Genomic DNA, 2,552 nt, shown 5'->3' on the forward strand with positions numbered 1-2,552 from the left:
CCATACATGACGGTGTCCGCTTGCAGGGGATCGCCTTTCGCATTGCGCTTGCCGTAAGCGGCAACGTGGACCACCTTGCCCTCGTCGATGATCGCGATGGCCAGACCGTTGGCCTGCGCGGCCTTCATCGCCGCCGCAACTTCCGCGTCCAGGGCGACACGAGTGGGAATGGCAGGGGCAGCCGGACCAGCCGCCGGGGCGGCGAACGGCAGCAGGGCGAGCAGGCAGATTCCGATCAGTGAGCGCATGACCCCTCCTATGTGAGTTGAATCATACGGGCCATGGGGAACCGCTTGAGCGCCAGAGGTCATGGGCCGGCCGGGCGCCTCCTCTTGCCCCTCTACTCACACATAGGCGGTCGCGAGAGGCAAAAAGCCCCGCGCTTCTCTCACCAAGGGTCTCGCGAGGACCTGAAAGGGCCTCTCTTCTCTCACTAACGGTGTCGCGAGAACCTGAAAGGGCCTCTCTTCTCTCACTAACGGTGTTGCGAGGACCTGAAAGGCGCTCTCTTCTCTCACTAACGGTCTCGCGACAACCTGAAAGGCTCTCTCTTCTCTCACTAAGGGTGTTGCGAGGACCTGAAAGGCGCTCTCTTCTCTCATTGCGGCTCAAGCGGGACCAAAAAAGTACCGCTACTCCTCATCGAGGGTCTTGCAGGCGGAACAATGCAGGGAGAGCGTGGCAAGACGCGGGCTTGCGGTGGGAGATCGTCATTCCGGGRCGGAAGCTCAACGCGTTTTCGGTTGCCATTTCATCTCGCCAGGCTGTGGCGTTGCGTCGACTGGCGCGGCTCCCCGTGACGCAGGGGTCCCGCCCGCCAGCACGAAGTCCGCAATCTCGTCGGCATGACCGCCTAGAAGGCCACCGGCGTCATGCCACCGGGATTGTCGATGGCGTACCAGAGGGTGGAACCCGGCGTCRCCGTGTTGGCACGAGCGACCTTGCTGGATGTCCCGATGCAGCCGGACAGCATCGACGCGCAGACCAGCATGAAGAAAGGCAGTGCGATCCGCTTCATGGACGACCCCGGTGTCCCGATCAGCGGGATTCGGTGATCCGCAGGATCTTGCCGCTGGTGTTGATGGTGAAGACGATGGTCTTGCCGTCGCGGAAGTAGGTCCAGTTCTCGCCTTCACGAGCGCCGTACTGGTTTTCCAGCGGGGTGACCAGATCGGGCTTGCCGGCGATCTCGACAAGCCGACCGATGCCGTCGCCGCTGCTGACCACGCGGTTGCCGAAGGCGTAGGTATTGGCGAACGCCATACTGGCGGCGAACATGAGGGCAAGGAAGATGGCGGTCTTGCGCATGGGATTCTCCTCTCCGTTGGTAGGCCGAGTATAGGCCTGGACGCTCCGCGTTAAAGCGACAGCATCCGCATCAGCGCCAAGGCCGCCACGGCCGATGCCAGCCAGATCGCCACACGCTTGACGAGCGCACGGTTCAATCCCCCCTGCCCCGCGTCACGCGGCTGGTTGAAGCCGACCACCAGCACGTGCATCGGCAGCGCGACGACGAGCAGGAAGGCAAACACCCAGTTCAAGGTTTCGTCTCCCAGTCGCGGCCAGACCAGCGGCATCACGATGCCGGCGAAGAGGCCCGCAATGACGGCGGTGATGGGCGTGGGGGTGAGCTTCATGCGGGGCGGTGTCCGGCGGGTGGAAACCGCAGTCTAGCGGGCGGGTGTGGCGGGCGGGGCTAGCGGATGGTCGTAGGGTCAGCAGAACATGGGATAACAACGCGACGAATGGCGTCGGCATTGCTAAGGCGGCCGTTAAGCACTTCTGGATGGATCGCCATCCTTCTCAGCGCAAATCGCTTCTTCTTGCTTGGCCCGCGCCAGATCGGCTTCGATACCGATCACGCTATGCGTGAAGCTACCACGAGGACCGTTATCTCGTATAAGCGGATGATTAGTGGGCACATCCTCTGCCAAGAAGGCATAAACAAACGGCCCCAGGACAGGGACCATCAACACTAGAGCCAATGCAAATTTCTCCAAACGCGACCTAGAACTTTTCAGTAGACCGCGCAAGATCCAAAGACTGATCAACTCGGAGACCACGATCAGAATCAAGAATGGAGCGCTCATTGGGAAAGGCTACGCTAGGCGTTGTGCTTGAGTGTAGTGCATGGGCGATCGCGACAACTGACGTTCAAGAATCCGGGAGAAACGCTTCCGCTTCTTCCAACTCAACGCCCGGCGCCGACCGCAGGCAGGCCGCCAGTTGCGGCACGTGGCCCTGCCCGTAGAAAACCACGGCGCGATCACCCGGCTTCAGCGCCTGCAGCAGGCGGGCGCAGATGGCGAAGTTGCGCTTCGCCCAGGCGGCATTGAGCTCGACGCCGGGCTGTTGGTCACCGCCGCCGTAGCGCAGGAACTCTGCGTAGAAGCTCGCGGCCTCTTCGGTCGCGCGCGGGGTGTTCATCTCGCGCAGCACGCCGCCGATGCTGTGCGTCGCCTGAAGTGCGGTGATGCGCGCCGTGATGCCCTGGGCCTGTCCCATCAGCGCCTCGAGATCACCCGCCTTCCCGTTCGCCTGCGCCCACGCGC

The 2,552-nt window shown here is 62.6% G+C and carries 5 protein-coding genes and 1 pseudogene; all 6 read right to left on the reverse strand.

From position 1 onward, the window contains the following. Positions 1-248 (reverse strand): annotated as a pseudogene (locus tag AC04L7_RS16445) (serine hydrolase); the annotation flags it as partial. 605 nt (positions 249-853) lie between these two features. Beyond that, positions 854-1,018: a hypothetical protein gene (locus tag AC04L7_RS16450; protein ID WP_475513434.1), complete on the reverse strand. Its 165-nt coding sequence runs from the start codon at positions 1,016-1,018 to the stop codon at positions 854-856. Positions 1,019-1,038: 20 nt separating this feature from the next. After that, positions 1,039-1,308, reverse strand: coding sequence for a hypothetical protein (locus AC04L7_RS16455; protein ID WP_435998846.1), 270 nt, complete (start codon positions 1,306-1,308; stop codon positions 1,039-1,041). 50 nt (positions 1,309-1,358) lie between these two features. After that, positions 1,359-1,637, reverse strand: a complete 279-nt coding sequence (locus AC04L7_RS16460; RefSeq protein WP_435998848.1) for a hypothetical protein — start codon at positions 1,635-1,637, stop codon at positions 1,359-1,361. Between the two features lie 135 nt (positions 1,638-1,772). Next, on the reverse strand, positions 1,773-2,090 hold the full coding sequence (locus AC04L7_RS16465) for a hypothetical protein (protein ID WP_435998850.1): 318 nt from the start codon (positions 2,088-2,090) through the stop codon (positions 1,773-1,775). A 64-nt stretch (positions 2,091-2,154) separates the two neighbouring features. After that, positions 2,155-2,552, reverse strand: a 398-nt coding sequence (locus tag AC04L7_RS16470) for a DUF5694 domain-containing protein (protein ID WP_475513435.1), incomplete at its 5' end; no start/stop codon positions are given.

The organism is Pseudoxanthomonas sp. LjRoot204_2, assembly GCF_056175765.1.